This is a genomic window from Streptomyces sp. NPDC037054 (genome assembly GCF_055606745.1).
Genome location: NZ_JBVJSJ010000001.1, coordinates 999,955 through 1,020,972, shown reverse-complemented (window position 1 = coordinate 1,020,972; position 21,018 = coordinate 999,955). Strand labels below are relative to the sequence as shown.

17 protein-coding genes are annotated in these 21,018 nt (G+C 70.6%); 15 read left to right on the top strand and 2 right to left on the bottom strand.

Annotated elements, in window-relative coordinates; translation table 11 throughout:
* Positions 1-42: 42 nt before the first annotated feature.
* From ACZ7D7_RS04485 to recQ, 15 genes are all read left to right on the top strand, one after another.
* A complete protein-coding gene (locus ACZ7D7_RS04485; RefSeq protein ID WP_470822237.1) occupies positions 43-402 on the top strand; it encodes an NADH-quinone oxidoreductase subunit A in 360 nt (119 codons plus the stop codon).
* A 13-nt stretch (positions 403-415) separates the two neighbouring features.
* Complete coding sequence (locus ACZ7D7_RS04480) at positions 416-970, top strand: NuoB/complex I 20 kDa subunit family protein (protein WP_470822235.1); 555 nt, start codon at positions 416-418, stop codon at positions 968-970.
* Positions 967-1,710: an NADH-quinone oxidoreductase subunit C gene (locus ACZ7D7_RS04475; RefSeq protein WP_470822233.1), complete on the top strand. Its 744-nt coding sequence runs from the start codon at positions 967-969 to the stop codon at positions 1,708-1,710. The genes ACZ7D7_RS04480 and ACZ7D7_RS04475 overlap by 4 nt, the downstream gene beginning before the upstream one ends.
* Positions 1,707-3,029: an NADH-quinone oxidoreductase subunit D gene (locus tag ACZ7D7_RS04470; protein ID WP_470822232.1), complete on the top strand. Its 1,323-nt coding sequence runs from the start codon at positions 1,707-1,709 to the stop codon at positions 3,027-3,029. Before ACZ7D7_RS04475 ends, ACZ7D7_RS04470 begins: the two co-directional genes overlap by 4 nt.
* Positions 3,026-3,898: an NADH-quinone oxidoreductase subunit NuoE gene (gene nuoE, locus ACZ7D7_RS04465; protein ID WP_470822230.1), complete on the top strand. Its 873-nt coding sequence runs from the start codon at positions 3,026-3,028 to the stop codon at positions 3,896-3,898. The genes ACZ7D7_RS04470 and nuoE overlap by 4 nt, the downstream gene beginning before the upstream one ends.
* Positions 3,898-5,244, top strand: a complete 1,347-nt coding sequence (nuoF, locus tag ACZ7D7_RS04460) for an NADH-quinone oxidoreductase subunit NuoF (RefSeq protein ID WP_470822228.1) — start codon at positions 3,898-3,900, stop codon at positions 5,242-5,244. Before nuoE ends, nuoF begins: the two co-directional genes overlap by 1 nt.
* Positions 5,241-7,745, top strand: a complete 2,505-nt coding sequence (locus tag ACZ7D7_RS04455; protein WP_470822226.1) for an NADH-quinone oxidoreductase subunit G — start codon at positions 5,241-5,243, stop codon at positions 7,743-7,745. Before nuoF ends, ACZ7D7_RS04455 begins: the two co-directional genes overlap by 4 nt.
* On the top strand, positions 7,742-9,118 hold the full coding sequence (gene nuoH, locus ACZ7D7_RS04450; RefSeq protein WP_470822224.1) for an NADH-quinone oxidoreductase subunit NuoH: 1,377 nt from the start codon (positions 7,742-7,744) through the stop codon (positions 9,116-9,118). Before ACZ7D7_RS04455 ends, nuoH begins: the two co-directional genes overlap by 4 nt.
* Positions 9,111-9,761 (top strand): NADH-quinone oxidoreductase subunit NuoI, encoded by a 651-nt coding sequence (nuoI, locus tag ACZ7D7_RS04445; protein ID WP_470822222.1) that lies wholly within the window; start codon positions 9,111-9,113, stop codon positions 9,759-9,761. The genes nuoH and nuoI overlap by 8 nt, the downstream gene beginning before the upstream one ends.
* Complete coding sequence (locus tag ACZ7D7_RS04440; protein ID WP_470822220.1) at positions 9,758-10,600, top strand: NADH-quinone oxidoreductase subunit J; 843 nt, start codon at positions 9,758-9,760, stop codon at positions 10,598-10,600. The genes nuoI and ACZ7D7_RS04440 overlap by 4 nt, the downstream gene beginning before the upstream one ends.
* Positions 10,597-10,896, top strand: coding sequence for an NADH-quinone oxidoreductase subunit NuoK (nuoK, locus tag ACZ7D7_RS04435; protein ID WP_470822218.1), 300 nt, complete (start codon positions 10,597-10,599; stop codon positions 10,894-10,896). Before ACZ7D7_RS04440 ends, nuoK begins: the two co-directional genes overlap by 4 nt.
* A gap of 14 nt (positions 10,897-10,910) precedes the next feature.
* Positions 10,911-12,875: an NADH-quinone oxidoreductase subunit L gene (gene nuoL / locus ACZ7D7_RS04430; protein ID WP_470822216.1), complete on the top strand. Its 1,965-nt coding sequence runs from the start codon at positions 10,911-10,913 to the stop codon at positions 12,873-12,875.
* A 5-nt stretch (positions 12,876-12,880) separates the two neighbouring features.
* On the top strand, positions 12,881-14,452 hold the full coding sequence (locus tag ACZ7D7_RS04425; protein ID WP_470822214.1) for an NADH-quinone oxidoreductase subunit M: 1,572 nt from the start codon (positions 12,881-12,883) through the stop codon (positions 14,450-14,452).
* Positions 14,449-16,098 (top strand): NADH-quinone oxidoreductase subunit NuoN, encoded by a 1,650-nt coding sequence (gene nuoN / locus ACZ7D7_RS04420; RefSeq protein ID WP_470822212.1) that lies wholly within the window; start codon positions 14,449-14,451, stop codon positions 16,096-16,098. The genes ACZ7D7_RS04425 and nuoN overlap by 4 nt, the downstream gene beginning before the upstream one ends.
* Positions 16,099-16,294: 196 nt before the next feature.
* On the top strand, positions 16,295-18,331 hold the full coding sequence (gene recQ, locus ACZ7D7_RS04415; RefSeq protein ID WP_470822211.1) for a DNA helicase RecQ: 2,037 nt from the start codon (positions 16,295-16,297) through the stop codon (positions 18,329-18,331).
* Positions 18,332-18,394: 63 nt separating this feature from the next.
* Here the strand turns inward: recQ and ACZ7D7_RS04410 are convergent, their stop codons facing one another.
* Together ACZ7D7_RS04410 and fahA are read right to left on the bottom strand one after the other, a co-directional pair.
* Positions 18,395-19,333, bottom strand: coding sequence for a M56 family metallopeptidase (locus tag ACZ7D7_RS04410; protein ID WP_470822209.1), 939 nt, complete (start codon positions 19,331-19,333; stop codon positions 18,395-18,397).
* A 274-nt stretch (positions 19,334-19,607) separates the two neighbouring features.
* Positions 19,608-20,819, bottom strand: a complete 1,212-nt coding sequence (gene fahA / locus ACZ7D7_RS04405) for a fumarylacetoacetase (protein ID WP_470822207.1) — start codon at positions 20,817-20,819, stop codon at positions 19,608-19,610.
* Positions 20,820-21,018: the final 199 nt, after the last annotated feature.

Below are 21,018 nucleotides of genomic sequence, written 5' to 3'. Positions count from 1 at the left end.
CAACCGCCAGCAGTCAGTGCCGACTGAGAGGAGCGAGGAGCGGTGAACGCGTATGCGCCCATCCTCGTACTGGGAGCCCTCGGGGCAGGCTTTGCGATCTTCTCCGTGGTCATGGCCACGCTGATCGGTCCGAAGCGGTACAACCGCGCCAGGCTCATGGCCTACGAGTGCGGTATCGAGCCGACCCCCACGCCGGCCGGCGGCGGGCGCTTCCCCATCAAGTACTACCTGACGGCGATGCTCTTCATCGTCTTCGACATCGAGATCGTCTTCCTCTACCCCTGGGCCGTCACCTTCGACGCGCTGGGGATCTTCGGGCTCGTGGAGATGCTGCTCTTCGTGCTCACCGTCTTCGTCGCGTACGCGTACGTGTGGCGGCGCGGCGGGCTGGAATGGGACTGAGGGGCCTTTAGCCATGGGACTCGAAGAAAAGCTGCCGAGCGGCTTCCTGCTGACCACCGTCGAGCAGGCCGCGGGCTGGGTGCGCAAGGCGTCGGTCTTCCCCGCCACGTTCGGTCTGGCGTGCTGCGCCTTCGAAATGATGACGGCGGGCGCCGGCCGGTACGACCTCGCGCGCTTCGGCATGGAGGTCTTCCGCGGCTCACCCCGCCAGGCGGACCTGATGATCGTCGCGGGCCGGGTGAGCCAGAAGATGGCCCCGGTCGTGCGGCAGGTCTACGACCAGATGCCCAACCCCAAGTGGGTGATCTCCATGGGGGTCTGCGCCTCGTCCGGCGGCATGTTCAACAACTACGCGATCGTCCAGGGCGTCGACCACATCGTCCCGGTCGACATCTACCTGCCCGGCTGCCCGCCGCGCCCCGAGATGCTGATGGACGCCATCCTCAAGCTCCACGAGAAGATCCGGACGTCGAAGCTCGGGGTCAACGCCGAGGAAGCGGCCCGCGAGGCGGAGGAAGCGGCACTCAAGGCGCTGCCCACGATCGAGATGAAGGGTCTGCTGCGATGAGCGACGTGAACGACTCCGGCGGCGCGAACCCCGAGAAGGACCTCTCGGCCTCCAACCTCCCCGGTCAGCGCGGCCAGGGCGGCGAGGAGATCCGCGTCCAGCGGGGCATGTTCGGCGCCAACAACGGCGGGGACACCTCCGGCTACGGCGGCCTGGTGCGCTCGGTCCGGCTCCCGGGGCCGGCGAGCCGCCCCTACGGCGGCTGGTTCGACGAGGTCGCCGACGAACTCGAGGGCGCGCTGGAGGAGCAGGGACTGCTCCCCGGCAACGCCATCGAGAAGACGGTCGTCGACCGGGGCGAGCTCACTTTTTACATCGAGCGCGAGCACCTCGTCCGCGTCGCCCGCACCCTGCGCGACGACCCGGCCCTGCGCTTCGAGCTGTGCACCGGCGTCAACGGCGTCCACTACCCGAGCGACAAGGGCCGCGAGCTGCACGCCGTCTACCACCTGCGCTCGATCACCCACAACCGGCTGATCCGCCTGGAGGTCAGCTGCCCCGACAGCGACCGCCACATCCCGTCGCTGGTCTCCGTCTACCCGACCAACGACTGGCACGAGCGCGAGGCCTACGACTTCTTCGGCATCGTCTTCGACGGGCACCCGGCGCTCACGCGGATCATCATGCCGGACGACTGGCAGGGCTTCCCGCAGCGCAAGGACTACCCGCTGGGCGGCATCCCGGTCGAGTACAAGGGCGCGCAGATCCCGGCCCCGGACCAGCGGAGGTCGTACTCGTGACCACCTCCCACACCCTGCCCCGCGAGACCACCGAGGGCGCCGTCTACACCGTCACCGGCGGCGACTGGGACGAGATCGTCCGGTCCGCCTCCCGTGCCGACGACGAGCGCATCGTCGTCAACATGGGACCCCAGCACCCCTCCACCCACGGTGTGCTGCGCCTGATCCTGGAGATCGAGGGCGAGACCGTCACCGAGGCCCGCTGCGGCGTCGGCTACCTCCACACCGGCATCGAGAAGAACATCGAGTACCGGACGTGGACCCAGGGCTCCACGCTCGTGACGCGCATGGACTACCTGACGTCGTTCTTCAACGAGACGGCGTACTGCCTCGCGGTCGAGAAGCTCCTCGGCATCGAGGACCAGGTCCCCGACCGGGCCTCGGTGATCCGCGTGCTCCTGATGGAGCTGAACCGGATCTCCTCGCACCTGGTCGCCATCGCCACCGGCGGCATGGAACTCGGCGCCACCACGGTCATGATCTACGGGTTCCGCGACCGCGAAATGATCCTCGACCTCTACGAGCTGATCACCGGCCTGCGGATGAACCACGCGTACATCCGCCCCGGCGGACTCGCCCAGGACCTGCCGCCCGGCGCGGCGGACCGCGTCCGCGAGTTCGTCAGGACGATGGAGAAGAACCTCCCGGAGTACGACAAGCTCGCCACCGGGAACCCCATCTTCAAGGCACGCATGCAGGGCGTCGGCCACCTCGACCTCACCGGCTGCGTCGCCCTCGGCGCGACGGGGCCCATCCTGCGCGCCAGCGGCCTGCCGCACGACCTGCGCAAGGCGCAGCCGTACTGCGGCTACGAGACGTACGACTTCGACGTCCCGACCACCGAGACCTGCGACGCCTACGGCCGCTTCCTGATCCGTCTCGAAGAGATGCGCCAGTCGCTGCGGATCATCGAGCAGTGCCTCGACCGGCTGGAGCCCGGGCCGGTCATGGTCGCCGACAAGAAGATCGCCTGGCCCGCCCAGCTCGCCCTGGGACCTGACGGACTGGGCAACTCCCCCGATCACATCAAGGAGATCATGGGCACCTCCATGGAGGCCCTGATCCACCACTTCAAGCTGGTGACCGAGGGATTCCGCGTACCGCCGGGGCAGGCGTACGCGGCCGTCGAGTCGCCGAAGGGCGAACTCCTGGTGCACGCCGTGTCCGACGGCGGCACCCGCCCCTACCGGGTCCACTTCCGTGACCCGTCGTTCTCCAACCTTCAGACGATGGCGGCGATGTGCGAAGGCGGCCAGGTCGCCGACGTCATCGTCGCTGTCGCGTCCATCGACCCCGTGATGGGAGGCGTCGACCGGTGACCACCAGTTCTTCGGAGCGGGGCGTCAGCCTGGGCATGCCTGAACTGCCCGCGCCCGCCTACCCGGACGACGTCCGAACCCGGCTGGAGACCGACGCGCGCGAGATCGTCGCCCGCTACCCGGACTCCAGGTCAGCCCTCCTGCCGCTGCTGCACCTCGTGCAGTCGGAGGAGGGACACGTCACGCGCACCGGAATGCAGTTCTGCGCGGACGTGCTCGGCCTGACCACCGCCGAGGTGACCGCCGTCGCCACCTTCTACACCATGTACCGGCGCAGGCCCTCCGGCGACTACCAGGTCGGCGTGTGCACCAACACGCTGTGCGCGGTGATGGGCGGCGACGCGATCTTCGAGGAGCTCCAGGAGCACCTCGGCGTCGGCAACGGCGAGACCACCGACGACGGCAAGGTCACCCTGGAGCACATCGAGTGCAACGCGGCCTGCGACTTCGCGCCCGTCGTGATGGTCAACTGGGAGTTCTTCGACAACCAGACCCCGGGCAGCGCCAAGCGCCTCGTCGACGACCTGCGCGCCGGGCGCGAGGTCACGCCCACGCGCGGGGCGCGGCTGTGCACCTTCAAGGAGACCGCGCGGATCCTGGCCGGCTTCCCCGACGAGCGGCCCGGGGCCGTCGAGGAGAGCGGCAGTGCGGGACCGGCGTCGCTGGTGGGTCTCCGCCTGGCCAAGGGAGAGACCGCACCCGCGCGCGTGGTCCATCCGCGCGACGGCGGACCCCACGACGAGACGCGGGGCACCGCCGTGCACGAGCCGTCACCGGCGGAGCACCTGAGCTCGCACGACGCGCCACAGGACACGTCGGCCTCCGACCCGGCCCACCCGGCCGGGCCTGTCGCCGAGGAGGGGGAGTGATGACCTTGGCACCCGAACTCAAGGACACGAGCCCGGAGAAGCTGCTCGCACCCGTGCTGTCGGCCTTCTGGGACGAGGACCGGTCCTGGACGCTGGACGTCTACCGGAGGCACGAGGGGTACGAGGGGCTCCGCAAGGCGCTCGCCATGTCGCCCGACGACGTGATCGCGTACGTCAAGGACTCGGGTCTGCGCGGCCGCGGCGGCGCGGGGTTCCCGACGGGCATGAAGTGGCAGTTCATTCCGCAGGGTGATGGAAAGCCGCACTATCTAGTTGTCAACGCCGACGAATCGGAGCCCGGGACCTGCAAGGACATCCCGCTCCTCTTCGCGAACCCGCACAGCCTCATCGAGGGCATCATCATCGGGTGCTACGCGATCAGGTCGTCGCATGCCTTCATCTATCTGCGGGGTGAAGTCGTCCCCGTCCTGCGGCGGTTGCACGAGGCCGTGCGCGAGGCCTACGCGGCGGGCTACCTCGGGAAGAACGTCCTGGGCAGCGGCATGGACCTCGACCTCACCGTGCACGCCGGCGCCGGCGCGTACATCTGCGGTGAGGAGACCGCGCTGCTGGACTCCCTCGAAGGCCGCCGTGGTCAACCGCGGCTGCGTCCCCCCTTCCCCGCCGTGGCGGGCCTCTACGCGTGCCCGACTGTGGTGAACAACGTCGAGTCGATCGCGTCGGTTCCCGCCATCATGAACCGGGGCAAGGAATGGTTCCGGTCGATGGGGAGCGAGAAGTCCCCCGGCTTCACGCTGTACTCCCTCAGCGGGCACGTCGCCAACCCCGGACAGTTCGAGGCGCCGCTCGGTGTCACGCTCCGCCAGCTCCTCGACATGAGCGGCGGCATGCGGCCCGGGCACCGCCTCAAGTTCTGGACGCCGGGCGGCTCCTCGACCCCGCTGCTCACCGACGAGCACCTCGACGTCCCCCTCGACTACGAGGGCGTGGGCGCGGCGGGATCCATGCTCGGCACCAAGGCCCTGCAGTGCTTCGACGAGACGACCTGCGTCGTCCGCGCCGTCACCCGCTGGACCGAGTTCTACGCCCACGAGTCCTGCGGCAAGTGCACACCCTGCCGCGAAGGGACCTACTGGCTCGTGCAGCTGATGCGCGACATCGAGGCCGGCAAGGGCGTGATGAGCGACCTCGACAAGCTGAACGACATCGCCGACAACATCAACGGCAAGTCGTTCTGCGCCCTCGGCGACGGCGCCGCCGCGCCGATCTTCTCCTCGCTGCAGTACTTCCGTGAGGAGTACGAGCAGCACATCACGGGCCGCGGCTGCCCCTTCGACCCGGCCAAGTCGACGGCCTGGGCCGACCGCACGGAGGTGAACGCATGACCGTGACCACCAACGCTCCCTCAGGCGGGGGAGAGGCGGCGGTCCCGCCGGAGGACCTCGTCACGCTGACGATCGACGGCGCCGAGATCAGCGTGCCCAAGGGCACCCTGGTGATCCGCGCCGCCGAGCAACTCGGCATCGAGATCCCCCGGTTCTGCGACCACCCCCTCCTCGACCCGGCCGGCGCCTGCCGCCAGTGCATCGTCGACGTCGAGGGACAGCGCAAGCCGATGGCGTCCTGCACCATCACCTGCACCGACGGGATGGTGGTCAAGACCCACCTCACCTCCCCGGTCGCGGAGAAGGCCCAGAAGGGTGTGATGGAGCTCCTGCTCATCAACCACCCGCTGGACTGCCCCGTCTGCGACAAGGGCGGCGAGTGCCCCCTGCAGAACCAGGCGATGTCGCACGGCAACGCGGAGTCCCGCTTCGAGGGCAAGAAGCGGACCTACGAGAAGCCCGTGCCGATCTCCACGCAGGTGCTGCTCGACCGTGAGCGGTGCGTGCTGTGCGCCCGCTGCACCCGGTTCTCCAACCAGGTCGCGGGCGACCCGATGATCGAACTGATCGAGCGGGGCGCGCTCCAGCAGGTCGGCACCGGCGAGGGCGACCCCTTCGAGTCGTACTTCTCCGGCAACACCATCCAGATCTGCCCGGTCGGCGCCCTCACCTCGGCCGCCTACCGGTTCCGCTCCCGCCCCTTCGACCTGGTGTCCTCGCCGTCGGTGTGCGAGCACTGCTCGGGCGGCTGCGCCACCCGCACCGACCACCGGCGCGGCAAGGTCATGCGCCGCCTCGCCGCCGAGGACCCCGAGGTCAACGAGGAGTGGATCTGCGACAAGGGCCGCTTCGGCTTCCGGTACGCGCAGCAGCGTGACCGGCTCACCACGCCGCTGGTGCGCAACGCGGAGGGCGAGCTCGAACCGGCGTCCTGGCCCGAGGCGCTCCAGATCGCCGCGCAGGGGCTGCTCGCCTCGCGGGGCCGCACCGGCGTGCTGACCGGCGGCCGGCTCACCGTCGAGGACGCCTACGCCTACAGCAAGTTCGCGCGCGTGGCGCTCGACACCAACGACATCGACTTCCGCGCGCGCGTGCACAGCGGTGAGGAGGCCGACTTCCTCGCCGCACGCGTCGCGGGCCGCGGTCACTCCCTCGACGGGACGGGTGTCACGTACACCGCCCTGGAGAAGGCGCCCGCGGTGCTGCTGGTCGGTTTCGAGGCGGAGGAGGAGGCGCCCGGCGTCTTCCTGCGGCTGCGCAAGGCCTGGCGCAAGCACGGCCAGCGCACCTTCGCGCTGGCCACGTACGCCACCCGGGGCCTGGAGAAGGCGGGCGGCACGCTGCTGCCGGCCGCTCCCGGCACCGAGACCGAGTGGCTGGACGCGCTCGCCAGCGGCGTCGGCCTGGAGGGCGACGGCGCCACGGCCTCCGAGGCGCTGCGCGCCGAGGGCGCGCTGATCGTCGTCGGTGAGCGGCTGGCCGCCGTGGCCGGCGGGCTCACCGCCGCCGTGCGGGCCGCCGCGGCGACCGGCGCCCGGCTGGTGTGGATTCCGCGCCGGGCCGGCGAGCGCGGCGCGATCGAGGCGGGCGCGCTGCCGTCGCTGCTGCCGGGCGGGCGCCCGGCGACCGATCCACGCGCGCGTGACGAGGTCGCCGCGGTCTGGGGCGTCGCCGAACTCCCGCACCGCTACGGCCGCGACACCGGCCAGATCGTCGAGGCGGCGGCGTCCGGCGAACTCCAGGCGCTGCTCGTCGCGGGCGTGGAGATCGCCGACCTGCCCGATCCGGCACGCGCGCGTGCGGCGCTCACCGAGGTCGGCTTCCTGGTCTCGCTCGAACTGCGGCCCAGCGAGGTCACCCGGCACGCCGACGTGGTCCTGCCGGTCGCGGCGGTCGCCGAGAAGGCGGGCACCTTCCTCAACTGGGAGGGCCGGGCCCGCCTCTTCGAGACCGCGCTCAAGCCCGACCAGATGACCCGGCGCGTGGCCCCCACCGACGGGCGCGTGCTGCAGATGCTGGCCGACGCCATGGACGTGCACCTGGGTCTGCCGGACCTGCGGACCACGCGCGCGGAGCTGGACCGGCTCGGCGCCTGGGACGGGCCGCGGGCCGACGAGCCCCTGGAGAGCGCGGGCGTGCTGCCCCGGCCCGCGGCCGGTGAGGCCGTTCTCGCCGGGCACCGGCTGCTGCTCGACCAGGGTCTGCTCCAGCAGGGCGACGAGGCGCTCGCCGGGACCCGGCACGCCGCCTGCGCGCGCGTGTCGGCCGCGACGGCCGCCGAGGCCGGCGTCAAGGACGGCGACCTGCTGGCCGTGACCGGCCCGGCCGGAGCGACCGAACTGCCGCTGCGCGTCACCGAGATGCCCGACCGGGTGGTGTGGCTCCCGCTGAACTCCCATGGCGTGGGCGTCGCCTCCGACACCGGGGCCCGGCCCGGCTCCCTCGTCCGTATCGGTCCGGCGACCCTCGCCGGCGAGGCCCCCAAGGAGGTGGAGGCATGAGCCCGTATCTCGCTGCTGAAGACCTCTCGATGTTCGGCCGCGACCCGTGGTGGCTGATCGCCCTCAAGGCGGTGTTCTGCTTCGCCTTCCTGATGGGGACCGTGCTGATCTCCATCGTCATGGAGCGCAAGGTCATCGCCTGGATGCAGCTGCGCATCGGCCCCAACCGGCACGGCCCCTGGGGCATGCTCCAGTCGCTCGCCGACGGCGTGAAGCTGATGCTCAAGGAAGACGTCGTCGTCAAGCGCGCCGACAAGGTCGTCTACGTCCTCGCGCCGATCGTGGCCGCCGTCCCGGCGTTCATGGCGGTCGCCGTCATCCCCTTCGGCCCGGCCGGCAACGAGATCTCGATCTTCGGCCAGCGCACCACGATGCAGCTCACCGACCTGCCGATCGCGATGCTGTACATCCTGGCCGTCGCGTCGGTCGGCATCTACGGCATCGTGCTGGCGGGCTGGAGCTCCGGCTCGACGTACCCGCTGCTCGGCGGCCTGCGGTCCTGCGCGCAGATGATCTCGTACGAGATCGCGATGGGCGCCGCGTTCGCCTCCGTCTTCCTCTACTCGGGTTCGATGTCGACGTCGGCGATCGTCGAGCAGCAGGCCGACCGCTGGTACATCCTGCTGCTGCCGGTCTCCTTCCTGCTCTACATCGTGACGATGGTCGGCGAGGTCAACCGCGCGCCGTTCGACATGCCGGAGTCCGAGGGCGACCTGGTCGGCGGCTTCAACACCGAGTACTCGTCCATCAAGTTCGCGATGTTCATGCTCGCCGAGTACGTGAACATGGTGACGGTCTCGATGGTCGCGGTCACGCTGTTCCTGGGCGGCTGGCGGGCCCCGTGGCCCATCAGCACCTTCTGGGAGGGCGCCAACCACGGCTGGTGGCCGATGCTGTGGTTCACCGGCAAGGTCGTGATGCTGCTGTTCTTCTTCGTCTGGCTGCGCGCCTCGCTGCCACGCGTGCGCTACGACCAGCTGATGAAGCTCGGCTGGAAGGTCCTCATCCCGGTCTCCGTGGTGTGGCTGATGCTCGTCGCGACCGTGCGGGCCCTGCGGAACGAGAACTACGACTTCGCCGACATCGCCCTCTACATCGGCGGTGGCGTGCTCGTCCTGCTCCTGCTGTCCTTCGTCGCCGACATGTTCCGCGAGCGGTCCGGGCCGGACGAGAAGGCCGCCGGGGAACCGGCCGCGTTCGACCCGATGGCCGGTGGATTCCCCGTGCCGCCGCTGCCCGGACAGGAGTTGCCACCCGTGCCGCGGCGCCGCCCGCGCCGCGAGCGGGAGCTGATTGTCAGTGGCGGACCCGATACTCAGAGTGACGGATCTCTGGGCGGATCTACGGATGGAAAGGAGGCGTCCGATGGCTGAGGAGCCCAAGGAGGCCGGGCACACGTCGCCCGGTTTCCTGAACCCCGTGGCCGGCTTCGGCGTGACCTTCAAGGCCATGTTCAAGAAGCGGCTCACGGAGCAGTACCCGGAGCAGCAGAAGACCACGGCTCCGCGCTTCCACGGACGGCACCAGCTCAACCGCCATCCGGACGGCCTGGAGAAGTGCGTCGGCTGCGAGCTGTGCGCCTGGGCCTGTCCCGCCGACGCGATCTACGTGGAGGGCGCGGACAACACCGAGGAGGAGCGCTACTCGCCGGGCGAGCGGTACGGGCGGGTGTACCAGATCAACTACGCCCGCTGCATCCTGTGCGGCCTGTGCATCGAGGCGTGCCCCACGCGCGCGCTCACGATGACGAACGAGTTCGAGCTGGCCGACTCCAGCCGCGCCAACCTCATCTACACCAAGGAGCAGTTGCTCGCCGGTCTCGAGGACGGCATGGTCGACTCCCCGCACGCCATGTACCCGGGCACGGACGAACAGGACTACTACCGGGGCCTGGTGACCGAGGCCGCGCCGGGCACGGTGCAGCAGGTGGCGCACTCCGAGGGCGAGGTCGTCCAGGAGGGCGACTCGACCTTCGGCGAGAGCGAACCGGCGTCGGAGAAGGTGATCGGCCGATGACCGCGCAGCTCGCCGCCTACACCACCTCCACCGGAGAGGCGTTCCAGTTCTGGGTGCTCGGCACGATCGCCGTGATCGGCGCCCTGTGCACCGTATTCATGAAGAAGGCCGTGCACAGCGCGCTCTGCCTCGCCGGAACCATGATCATCCTGGCGGTGTTCTACCTCGCCAACGGCGCCTACTTCCTGGGCATCGTGCAGATCGTCGTCTACACCGGCGCGATCATGATGCTGTTCCTGTTCGTCGTGATGCTCGTCGGCGTCACCTCGGCGGACTCCCTGAAGGAGACCATCAAGGGCCAGCGCTGGCTGGCGCTGGTGAGCGGGCTCGGCTTCGGCCTCCTGCTGATCGGCGGCATCGGCAACGCCTCCCTAACGGAGTTCAGCGGCACCGGCCAGGCCAACGCGGGCGGGAACGTGGAGGGCCTCGCGACCCTCATCTTCACGAAGTACGTCTTCGCCTTCGAGATCACCGGCATCCTGCTGATCACGGCCGCCATCGGCGCCATGGTGCTCACGCACCGGGAGCGCACCGAGCGCGCCAGGACGCAGCGCGAACTCGCCGAGGCGCGCGTCCGCGAGGGCAAGCACCTCCCGCCGCTGCCCGCGCCCGGCGTGTACGCCCGGCACAACGCGGTGGACATCGCGGCCCTGCTGCCCGACGGCACCCCGTCCGAGCTCACCGTCAACAAGACGCTGCGAGAGCGCGGGCAGATCCGGGACGTGTCGACGGAGGCGCTCAACGATCTGCGGGCGCTGGAGCAGCGTTCCGAGGAGCGTCTTGAACGCCGTGCCATCGATCCGGCGAACGTCAAGCGGGCCGAGGAGGCGTCGAAGTGAATCCCGCCAACTACCTCTACCTCGCGGCCCTGTTGTTCACGATCGGCGCCACGGGCGTGCTGATCAGACGGAACGCGATCGTGGTGTTCATGTGCGTGGAGCTCATGCTCAACGCCTGCAACCTCGCGTTCGTCGCGTTCTCCCGCATGCACGGCAACCTCGACGGCCAGATCATCGCGTTCTTCACGATGGTCGTCGCCGCCGCGGAGGTCGTGGTGGGGCTCGCGATCATCGTGTCCCTGTTCCGTGCCCGCCACTCGGCCTCGGTCGACGACGCCAGCCTGATGAAGCTGTGAGGGGTCGCTGAATCGTGGAGAACCTGATTGCGCTGCTGGTGACGGCGCCTCTGCTCGGAGCGGCGGTCCTGCTGTGCGGCGGACGCCGGCTGGACGCCGTGGGCCACTGGATCGGCACGGCGCTCGCCGCCGCGTCCTTCGTCATCGGCCTGGTGCTCTTCGCCGACCTGCTCGGTGAGGACGCCGCACACCGCACCCTGACGCAGCACGTGTTCAGCTGGATTCCGGTGGAGGGCTTCCAGGCCGACGTGGCCTTCCGCCTCGACCAGCTGTCGATGACGTTCGTCCTGCTGATCACGGGCGTCGGCTCGCTGATCCACCTCTATTCCATCGGGTACATGGAGCACGACGAGCGGCGCCGCCGCTTCTTCGGCTACCTGAACCTGTTCCTCGCGGCGATGCTGCTGCTCGTCCTCGCCGACAACTACCTTCTGCTGTACGTCGGCTGGGAGGGCGTCGGTCTCGCCTCCTACCTGCTCATCGGCTTCTGGCAGCACAAGCCGAGCGCGGCCACGGCCGCGAAGAAGGCCTTCCTCGTCAACCGCGTCGGTGACGTCGGCCTGTCCATCGCGATCATGCTGATGTTCACGACGTTCGGGACGTTCGCCTTCGGGCCGCTGCTCGGCTCGCACGAGGAGCCCGGCCTCGCCGGGGACGCCTCCGAGGGGCAGCTCACCGCGATCGCGCTGATGCTGCTGCTCGCCGCGTGCGGCAAGTCCGCCCAGGTGCCGCTGCAGTCCTGGCTCGGCGACGCGATGGAGGGCCCGACCCCGGTCTCGGCCCTCATCCACGCCGCGACGATGGTGACCGCCGGCGTCTACCTGATCGTCCGCTCCGCGGCCGTCTTCAACGGCGCCCCGGACGCGCAGCTCGTCGTCACCGTCGTCGGCGCGGTCACGCTGCTGTTCGGTGCGATCGTCGGTTGCGCGAAGGACGACATCAAGAAGGCGCTGGCCGGATCGACCATGTCGCAGATCGGCTACATGGTGCTCGCCGCGGGCCTCGGCCCCATCGGCTACGTCTTCGCGATCATGCACCTGGTGACGCACGGCTTCTTCAAGGCCGGGCTGTTCCTCGGCGCGGGCTCCGTCATGCACGGCATGAACGACGAGGTCGACATGCGCCGCTACGGCGGCCTGCGGAAGTACATGCCGGTCACGTTCATCACCTTCGGCCTCGGCTACCTCGCCATCATCGGCTTCCCGGGCCTGTCCGGCTTCTTCTCCAAGGACAAGATCATCGAGGCGGCGTTCGCCAAGGGCGGCACCGAGGGCTGGATCCTCGGCGCCTGCGCCCTGCTCGGCGCGGCCATCACCGCGTACTACATGACGCGGGTGATGCTGATGACGTTCTTCGGCGAGGAGCGCTGGCGCAACGCGCCGACCCCGTCGCCGGCCGAGCCCAGTGTGGAGCCGGCCGCGAAGACCGGCGGCGAGTACGAGCCGCCGCACCCGCACGAGTCGCCGAAGGTCATGACGATCCCGATGATCGTGCTGGCCGTCGGCTCCGTGTTCGGCGGCGCGTTCTTCGGCATCGGCGACCGCTTCCTGCACTGGCTGGAGCCCGTCACCGGGCACGACCACGGCCACGCCCCGATCAGCGCCCTGACGGTCACGGTGTCCACGGTCGCCGTGATGGTGATCGGCGTCTCGCTCGCCTGGGCGCAGTACGGGCGCCGCCCGGTCCCGGCCGTCGCCCCGCGCGGGTCGCTGCTCACCCGGGCGGCCCGGCGCGACCTGCTCCAGGACGACTTCAACCACGTCGTCCTGGTCCGCGGCGGAGAGCACCTCACGCGCTCCCTCGTGTACGTCGACCACAAGCTGGTCGACGGGGTCGTCAACGGCACGGCGGCGTCGGTCGGCGGTCTGTCCGGTCGGCTGCGCAAGGCGCAGAACGGCTTCGCGCGCTCCTACGCGGTCTCGATGTTCGGCGGTGCGGCGGTCCTCGTCGCCGCGACCCTGCTGATGAGGGCGGTCTGATACCGATGTCCTTTCCCCTGCTGACAGCGACGGCGGTGCTCCCGGCCGTCGGGGCCATCGCCACGGCTGCCGTACCGGCCGCGAAACGCACCGCGGCCAAGTGGCTGGCGCTGCTCTTCTCGCTCGCCACGCTCGTCCTGGCGATCGTTGTCCTGGTCCGTTTCGACCCGGGCGGCGACCGCTACCAGCTCACCGAGTCCCACTCCTGGATCAAGGACTTCGGGGTCCGTTACGAACTGGGCGTGGACGGCATCGCGGTGGCGCTCATCGCGCTGACCGCCCTGCTCATCCCGTTCATCATCCTGGCGGGCTGGCACGACGCCGACCCGCTGGAGACCGGCAGCAAGCGGTGGCGGCCGACGCAGGGCTTCTTCGCCCTGATCCTGGCCGTCGAGGCGATGGTGATCATCTCCTTCGAGGCCACCGACGTCTTCCTCTTCTACATCTTCTTCGAAGCCATGCTCATCCCGATGTACTTCCTCATCGGCGGCTTCGGGGACCGTGCCCACGAGCACGGCGAGAAGGTGGCGTCGACCCAACGGTCGTACGCGGCGGTCAAGTTCCTCCTCTACAACCTGGCCGGCGGCCTGATCATGCTGGCCTCGGTGATCGGGCTGTACGTGGTCGCCGGGAACTTCTCGCTCACGGAGATCGCCGAGGCGCGGGCCAACGGCTCGCTGGACATGGCGACGAACACCGAGCGCTGGCTGTTCCTCGGCTTCTTCTTCGCGTTCGCGGTGAAGGCGCCGCTGTGGCCGCTGCACACCTGGCTGCCCAACGCCATGGGTGAGGCCACCGCCCCGGTCGCCGTGCTCATCACGGCGGTCGTCGACAAGGTCGGCACCTTCGCGATGCTGCGCTTCTGCCTCCAGCTGTTCCCGGAGGCCAGCAAGTGGGCGACGCCCGCGATCCTCGTCCTCGCCCTGGTCAGCATCATCTACGGGGCGCTGGTCGCGGTGGGCCAGCGGGACATCAAGCGGCTGGTGGCGTACGCGTCGATCTCGCACTTCGGCTTCATCATCATGGGCATCTTCGCGATGACCAGCCAGGGCCAGTCGGGCGCGACGCTGTACATGGTCAACCACGGCATCTCGACGGCCGCGCTGATGCTGGTGGCCGGCTTCCTGATCTCGCGGCGCGGCTCGCGGCTCATCGCCGACTACGGCGGTGTGCAGAAGGTCGCCCCGGTGCTCGCCGGCACGTTCCTGATCGGCGGTCTGGCGACGCTGTCGCTGCCGGGCCTCGCGCCGTTCGTCAGTGAGTTCCTGGTCCTGGTCGGCACGTTCGCGCGCTATCCGGTGATCGGCATCATCGCCACCCTCGGCATCGTCCTCGCCGCGCTCTACACCCTCGTCCTGTACCAGCGGACGATGACGGGCCCGGTGAAGCCCGAGGTGGCCGCGATGCCGGACCTCAGGGTGCGGGAGATCGTGGTGGTCGCCCCGCTGGTCGTGCTGCTGATCTTCCTGGGCGTCTATCCGAAGCCCTTGACGGACGTGGTCAACCCGGCAGTCGAGCAGACCATGTCCGACGTTCAGAAGAAGGATCCCCAGCCCGAGGTGGAGGCGGCCAAGTGAGCGCATCAGCCGTCCACAGCCTGTGGACAACCGCGGCCGACCCGATCTCGAAGATCGACGCGCCGAAGATCGAGTACGGCCAGCTGGCACCGACCCTGATCATCGTCGGGGCGGGACTCGTCGGCGTGCTGGTCGAGGCGTTCGTGCCGCGCAAGGCCCGTTACCACGTCCAGATGTTCGTGTCGGCCGTCGCGCTCGTCGCCGCGTTCGCCGCGGTGGTCGCGCTCGCGGCCGACGGGTACGGCACGACGAAGGCCCGGATCGCGGCGATGGGCGCCATCGCCGTCGACGGACCCGCCCTGTTCCTCCAGGGCACCATTCTGCTGGCCGGACTGGTCGGCCTGTTCACGTTCGCCGAGCGCCGGCTCGATCCGCTGGTGCACGGCAACCGCGTCGACTCGTTCGCCGCGCAGGCCGCGTCCGTGCCCGGCAGCGACAGCGAGAAGGCGGCGGTCAAGGCCGGGTTCACCACCACCGAGGTCTTCCCGCTGCTGATGTTCGCCGTCGCCGGCATGCTGATCTTCCCGGCGGCGAACGACCTGCTGACGCTGTTCATCGCGCTGGAGGTGTTCTCCCTCCCGCTGTACCTGATGTGCGCGCTGGCCCGCCGCAAGCGGCTGATGTCGCAGGAGGCCGCGGTCAAGTACTTCCTGCTCGGCGCGTTCGCCTCGGCGTTCACACTGTTCGGCATCGCGCTGCTGTACGGCTACGCGGGCTCGATGTCGTACGCGACGATCGCGCAGGTCGTCGACGGCTCCGTGCAGAACGTGACGCCGGCGCTCGCCAACACCATGGGCAACGACGCGCTGCTGCTGATCGGCGCGGCGCTGCTGGTGATGGGTCTGCTGTTCAAGGTGGGCGCCGTGCCGTTCCACATGTGGACGCCGGACGTGTACCAGGGCGCGCCGACGCCGGTGACGGGCTTCATGGCGGCGGCGACCAAGGTCGCGGCCTTCGGCGCCCTGCTGCGGGTGCTGTACGTGGTGCTGCCGGGCCTGCGCTGGGACTGGCGGCCGGTGATGTGGGCGGTCGCGATCGTCACGATGCTGGGCGGCGCGATCGTCGCGATCACGCAGACCGACATCAAGCGGCTGCTGGCGTACTCGTCGATCGCGCACGCGGGCTTCATCCTCGCGGGTGTCATCGCGACGACGCCCGACGGCGTGTCCTCGGTCCTCTTCTACCTGGCGGCGTACTCCTTCGTGACGATCGGCGCGTTCGCGGTGGTCACGCTGGTGCGGGACGCGGGCGGCGAGGCGACGCACCTGTCCAAGTGGGCGGGGCTCGGCCGGCGGTCGCCGCTGGTGGCGGCCGTGTTCGCGGTGTTCCTGCTGGCCTTCGCCGGCATTCCGCTGACGTCCGGGTTCGCGGGCAAGTTCGCCGTGTTCAAGGCGGCGGCGGAGGGCGGCGCGGCCCCGCTGGTCGTGATCGGTGTGATCTCGTCGGCGATCGCGGCGTTCTTCTACATCCGGGTGATCGTCCTGATGTTCTTCAGCGAGCCGAAGCCGGAGGGCCCGACGGTCGCGGTGCCGTCCCCGCTGACGATGACGGCGATCGGCGTCGGCGTGGCCGTCACCCTGGTCCTGGGTGTGGCCCCGCAGTACTTCCTGGACCTGGCGGGACAGGCGGGAGTGTTCGTGCGCTGACGCCGCACCCCGCCCGCACGACGGCTCGGCACCCGCTCGGGGGGTGCCGGGCCGTTTCGCGTGGACGTGCGGCGCGGGACGTGCGGCGCGGACCTGTGTCCTGGACCTGTGGACAACTTCCTGGCCTGTCGGCGCCGACCCCTATCGTGGAGGCAGTGGTCGAGGGACCGCGTACGGGGGACGGGCGATGCATGGGATGGGCGGGACGGTTGTGACGACCGACGTGGACACGTCGAGGGTGTACGACGCGAGCGAGGCGCTGGCCACGCTGCACCGGGTCTTCGGCTACGAGGCCTTCCGCGGCGAGCAGGAGGCCGTGATCGAGCACGTCGTGGCGGGCGGCGACGCCGTGGTGCTGATGCCCACCGGCGGCGGCAAGTCCCTGTGCTACCAGATTCCGGCCCTGGTCAGACCGGGCACGGGTGTCGTCGTCTCGCCGCTCATCGCGCTGATGCAGGACCAGGTGGACGCCCTGCGGGCGCTGGGCGTGCGCGCCGGGTTCATGAACTCGACGCAGGACTTCGACGAGCGGCGCATGGTCGAGGCCGAGTTCCTGGCCGGCGAGCTGGACCTCGTCTACCTCGCGCCGGAGCGGCTGCGGCTCGAATCGACGCAGGACCTGCTGTCGCGCGGCAAGATGTCGGTCTTTGCCATCGACGAGGCGCACTGCGTGTCCCAGTGGGGCCACGACTTCCGCCCCGACTACCTGTCGCTGTCCCTGCTCGGCGAGCGCTGGCCGGACGTCCCGCGCATCGCCCTCACCGCGACGGCCACGCACGCCACGCACCAGGAGATCACCCAGCGGCTGAACATGCCGGCGGCCCGGCACTTCGTGGCGAGCTTCGACCGGCCCAACATCCAGTACCGCATCGTCCCGAAGGCCGACCCCAAGAAGCAGCTGCTGGCCTTCCTGCGCGAGGAACACCCCGGCGACGCGGGCATCGTCTACTGCCTCTCGCGCAACTCGGTCGAGAAGACCGCCGAGTTCCTCTCGCGCAACGGCGTCGAGGCGGTGCCGTACCACGCGGGGCTCGACGCGGGGACGCGCGCCGCGCACCAGTCCCGCTTCCTGCGGGAGGACGGGTTGGTGGTCGTGGCCACCATCGCCTTCGGCATGGGCATCGACAAGCCGGACGTCCGCTTCGTCGCGCACCTGGACCTGCCCAAGTCGGTCGAGGGCTATTACCAGGAGACGGGCCGCGCCGGCCGGGACGGACTCCCGTCGACGGCGTGGATGGCGTACGGGCTCAACGACGTCATCCAGCAGCGCAAGATGATCCAGACCTCGGAGGGCGACGAGGCGTTCCGCCGGCGGGCCGCCCAGCACCTCGACTCGATGCTCGCGCTGTGCGAGACGGTCGAGTGCCGCAGAGGCCAGCTCCTCGCCTACTTCGGCCAGGACCCCGACGCGCCGCGCTGCGGGAACTGCGACACCTGCCTCACCCCGCCCGAGACGTGGGACGGCACGGTGGCCGCGCAGAAGGTGCTGTCGACGGTGGTGCGGCTCAAGCGGGAGCGCGGGCAGAAGTTCGGCGCGACGCAGATCGTCGACATCCTGCTGGGGCGGCGCACCGCCAAGGTGATCCAGTACGACCACGACCAGCTGTCCGTGTTCGGCATCGGCGAGGAGCTCGCCGAGAGCGAATGGCGGGGTGTCGTACGGCAGTTGCTCGCCCAAGGGCTGCTCGCGGTCGAGGGGGAGTACGGCACGCTGGTGCTGACCGAGGCGAGCGGAGCCGTGCTGCGGCGGGAGCGCGAGGTGCCGCTGCGCAAGGAGCCGAAGAAGCCGGCCACCGCGCGCGGCACGACGTCCCGGGGCGAGCGCAAGCCCAGAGCGGCGGCGGCCGAACTGCCGGAGGCACTGCTCCCGGCGTTCGAGGCGCTGCGCGCCTGGCGCGCCGAGCAGGCCAGGGAGCAGGGCGTCCCGGCGTACGTCATCTTCCACGACGCGACGCTCCGCGAGATCGCCACGGTCTGGCCGACGTCGGTCGCGGAGCTCGGCGGCATCAGCGGCATCGGCGAGAAGAAGCTGACGACGTACGGCGAGGGCGTGATCGGGGTCCTGGCCTCGCTGGACGCGCCCGGCGCCGCCGCCCCGGCATCCGGGCCGACCGAGGCCCCGACCGCGGCTCCGGTCTCCGGCTCCGCCCCGGCCCCGGCCGACGGCGTGGGACCGGACCCGGACCTGTGGCCCGACGAGGAGTCGGAGCCCGAGCCGGACGACTGGATGTAGGGCGCGCCGCGGCCGCTGTCCCGCACGTCGCCGCCCCGCTACCCGTGCCGGGGCTCGCTCCCGCTACGACAGTGCCGTCAGCCCCGGGGCGAAGGTGATCAGAAGGGGGATCAGCGGGACGAGGGCCGCGGCCGTCGTGGTGAGGGCGCGCTGCCTGCGGTCCAGGCGCGGCCGGGGCTCCAGGAGGCGGTCGACGCGCTCGCCGAGGAGGCGGTTGCTGGAGGAGCAGGACAGCACGCCCCGGTGCTGGTTCAGCTCGATCAGGGCCAGGGCCGTGGTCAGGTGGCCGCAGCGGCGGGAGGCGGTGTCGTCGGCGGCCAGCTCGACGAGGCGGTGGGTCTGGTCGCAGAAGTGGGTGAACAGCGGCACCCGCGGGAAGCTGGTGGCCAGCGCGCTCGACAGGTGCAGCAGCCAGTCGTGCCGGGCGCGGGCGTGACCGCGTTCGTGGGTGAGGACGGCGTCGAGCTGGTGGTCGGTGAGGCGGTGCAGGGCGCCGGTGGTGACGACCAACTGGGGCCGGCTGCCCGGCATCCACCAGGCGTCGGGGTACTCGTCCTCCAGGACCAGCAGGGGGCCGCGGGCCGCGGGCAGGCCGGCGGGGAGTTCGGGGGCGCGCTCGCGCAGGTGCGCTCGGGCGCGGGCCCGGCGGCGGCGGGCCTCGACCAGCTCGCGGGCGAGCATCGCCGTCGTCCACGCGGCCCCGGACGCCAGTAGCACGAAGAGGACGAGGGCCCAGGCCGGCGCGGCGGACAGGTTGTACGCGGCGGTCACCGCGGGCGGCGCGGGGGCGAACAACTGCGCGCGGACCGTGCCGAACACGGCGGCGGCGCCGAGGGCGAGCGCCGTCAGACAGCACAGCAGGACGGTGGCGACCAGGCACTGCCAGACCCACAGTCCGACCACGGGTTCCCGCTCGGGCCAGGCGGCCCGGGTCAGTGCGCGCGGCACCGGCACGGCGGCGGTCAAAGCGACGACGCTCAGCAGGAGCAGGCAGACAGTCATGCCACGGGCTCCGGTTCATGGTCGGAAGAGGTGCGGCTTCGGGTCGTGCTGTCGGGGCCGGTGCGCGGTGACCGCGACGCTCCCGGTACCGCGACGCTCCCGGTACCGCGGCTCGCCCGGACCCGCCCGCACCGACGCCGTACACCGGCCGCGGCGCACGCAGTGGCACCGGGCGCGGCGTGCCTCCCGCGCACACCGCCCGACGCCAGTATGACGGCGCCGGGCGGTGCGAGACAGGGTCAGGAGCGATCCGCCGGGAACACGCTCCCGGCGATCACTGCGGCACGATGCGCCCGGTGACCTCGCCGAGCCCCACGCGGACCCCGTCCGGTCCGGGCGCCCAGGCGGTCATGGTCACGACGTCCCCGTCCTCGAGGAACGTCCGCTTGCCGTCGGGGAGTTCCAGCGGGTCGCGGCCGTTCCACGTCAGCTCCAGCAGCGAGCCGCGCTGGCCCTCCTCGGGGCCGCTGACGGTGCCGGATCCGTAGAGGTCGCCGGTGCGCAGGGAGGCGCCGTTCACGGTCATGTGGGCCAGCTGCTGGGCGGCCGTCCAGTACATGGTGGAGAAGGGCGGCTCGGACACGGTGTGGCCGTTGATCGCGACGGAGATCCGCAGGTCGTAGCCGCCGGGCTCGTCACCGGCGTCGTCCAGGTAGGGCAGCAGGCCGTGGGTGCGCGACGGGGGTGCGACACGGGCCGCGTCCAGGGCGTCCAGCGGGGTGATCCACGCGGACACGGAGGTGGTGAAGGACTTGCCGAGGAACGGGCCGAGCGGGACGTACTCCCAGGCCTGGATGTCGCGCGCCGACCAGTCGTTCAGCAGGCACAGCCCGAAGACGTGCTCGCGGAAGTCGCCGAGCGCCACGGGGCGGCCCAGCTCGGACGGCACGCCGACCACGAAGCCGACCTCCGCCTCGATGTCCAGGCGGACGGACGGCCCGAAGACCGGCGCCGGGTCGGTGGGCGCCTTGCGCTGACCCGACGGCCGTACGACATCCGTGCCGGACACGACGACCGTGCCGGAGCGGCCGTGGTAGCCGATGGGCAGGTGCTTCCAGTTCGGGGTGAGGGAGTCCTCGGCGTCGGGGCGGAAGATCTGCCCGACGTTCCGGGCGTGGTTCTCGGAGGCGTAGAAGTCGACGTAGTCGGCGACCTCGAAGGGCAGGTGCAGGGTCACGTCGGACAGCGGGTGGAACAGCGGCTCCAGGGTCTGACGGTGGGAGGGCACCGTCACCCACGCCGTCAGCGCGCGCCGGACGTCCGACCAGGCGGTGCGACCGGCGGCGAGCAAGGGGTTCAGGGTCGGCCGCGCGAGCAGGGAGGCGTACGGCGAACCGAGCGCGTGGGCCGCCGCGCCCGCGTCGAGGACGTGGTCGCCGAGCCGGACGCCCACGGTCCGCTCCTCGGAGCCGGGGAGCGAGAACACGCCGTACGGGAGGTTGTGCGGGCCGAAGGGGTCGCCCTCGGGTACATCGAACGGGGGCATGGGGTGCTGCCTCGCTTTCGTGTGCGCCAGGTGCTCCACGTGTCGTGGGACCGTGCCACACGTTACGGCCGGTTCGTCGGTCTTGGGCAGGGGCCACGGCTGTACCGGAAGTTATCCACAGACAGGCACGCAATCTTGACGGAGCGGTGCGAACAGGGCGACTCTGGGCGCGTGCCGGAAGGCCTCGGGGAGGGGGTCT